This window comes from Kitasatospora sp. NPDC057512 (assembly GCF_042802135.1).
In the GTDB taxonomy this organism is placed as follows: Bacteria; Actinomycetota; Actinomycetes; order Streptomycetales; family Streptomycetaceae; genus Kitasatospora.
This window is the reverse complement of record NZ_JBHVET010001215.1, coordinates 1-1,409: the sequence shown is the minus strand read 5'-3', so window position 1 is coordinate 1,409 and position 1,409 is coordinate 1. Positions and strand designations below refer to the sequence as shown.

Here is a 1,409-nt window from a genome sequence, read left to right as displayed (position 1 = left end):
CCGCCGGGCCCGCCCCGGCTCCGGTCAGACCCGGAGCAGGCCGAACTCCCGGGCGGCGGCCCGGAGTACGGCGACCAGCGCCAGCAGCATCAGCGCGCCGTGGGCCGGCATCGACAGGTACGGCGCCACGCCGGGGGCGATGAACTTGAGGTAGCTGCCGAAGGACGCGAGCTGGACCAGCACCGGCAGGTACCAGAGCCGCCGGGGCAGGTGGAAGGCGACGATCACGCTGAGGACGTCCGCGACGTAGAAGTAGCGCTCGTGCATGGACGGCAGCAGGAACGGCACCGCGATCGCGAAGACGGTGGTCAGCAGCAGGATCCCCGTCCCGGTGAGCCCCGCCCCGCCGCTCCCGGTCGCGGACCTCCCGGCCGCGCCTTCGGTGCTTCGCAGGGCCCGGACCGCCAGCGCGACCAGCGCCAGCACCAGCGCGCCCGCGACCAGCACGCCCGCCTGGCGCACCGGGTCGTCCTCGCCGGGCGGCACCGAGACGAACTGGTAGACCGACGGCGCGTTGAGCGTGAGGTCCCGGTAGGTCCCGGTCTGCCGGGCGTACACCGTCAGCAGCTGCCAGGGGTCGGCGCCGAGCAGCACGGCGGGAACGTCGAGCGCCAGGTACGCGGCCGGAACGGCCAGCAGGCACCGCCACGGCATCCGCCGGGCCAGGACCACGACGAGCAGCAGGGGGAACAGGAAGACCGCCTGGAGCTTGAAGGCCAGGGCGATCCCGAAGAACGCGCAGGTCCACCAGGGCCGACCGCGCAGGAGGTGGTGGACGCCGCCGAGCAGGAAGGCGGTGAAGATCGCGTCGGCCTGGGCCCACCACCCGCTGTTGGTCACGACCGTGGGCAGGAACAGCACGGTCACCGCCGCCGCGAACGGCCGCCAGGGCCGGTGCGGCCACCGCAGCGAGACGATGCGGTGGGTGTAGTACGCCAGTGCCAGGTCGAAGAGGACCGACAGGCACTTGACCGCCGCCAGCGCGGGCACCGGCAGCCGGCCGAGCGCGGCCATCAGGTACAGGTAGGGGACGTTGTAGTCCGAGAAGCCGGTGTCGCCGAGGGCCCGGAATCCGCCGTGCGCCGCGATGTACCGGTACCAGGGGCCGAGGAAGTAGTACCAGTCCGACGACTCGTACCGCAGCAGCAGGCCCCGGAGCAGGAGCGCGGACGCCACCGCCGCCACCGCGGCCAGCACTGGCACCGGCACGACCGGACCGGCCCGACGGGGAGGCGGGGCCCCTCGTTCCGGCGCGGCTTCCTGGCGGCCGGGGCGCAGGTCGGGTTCGGGTCGGACTGGACAGTGGTTCATACCACCAGGACGCAGCAGCCGTCGCAAACGGACGACAACGAACCGGGACGGATTTCCGCGGGCCGCCGCCCGGCCCGACCGGGCCCGTCCCGGGCCGG

The 1,409-nt window shown here is 73.7% G+C and carries 1 protein-coding gene; it reads right to left on the bottom strand.

Translation table 11 applies throughout. The features are described from left to right. Positions 1-24: 24 nt before the first annotated feature. Positions 25-1,203 (bottom strand): glycosyltransferase 87 family protein, encoded by a 1,179-nt coding sequence (locus ACFU6K_RS39005; protein WP_380671421.1) that lies wholly within the window; start codon positions 1,201-1,203, stop codon positions 25-27. Positions 1,204-1,409: the final 206 nt, after the last annotated feature.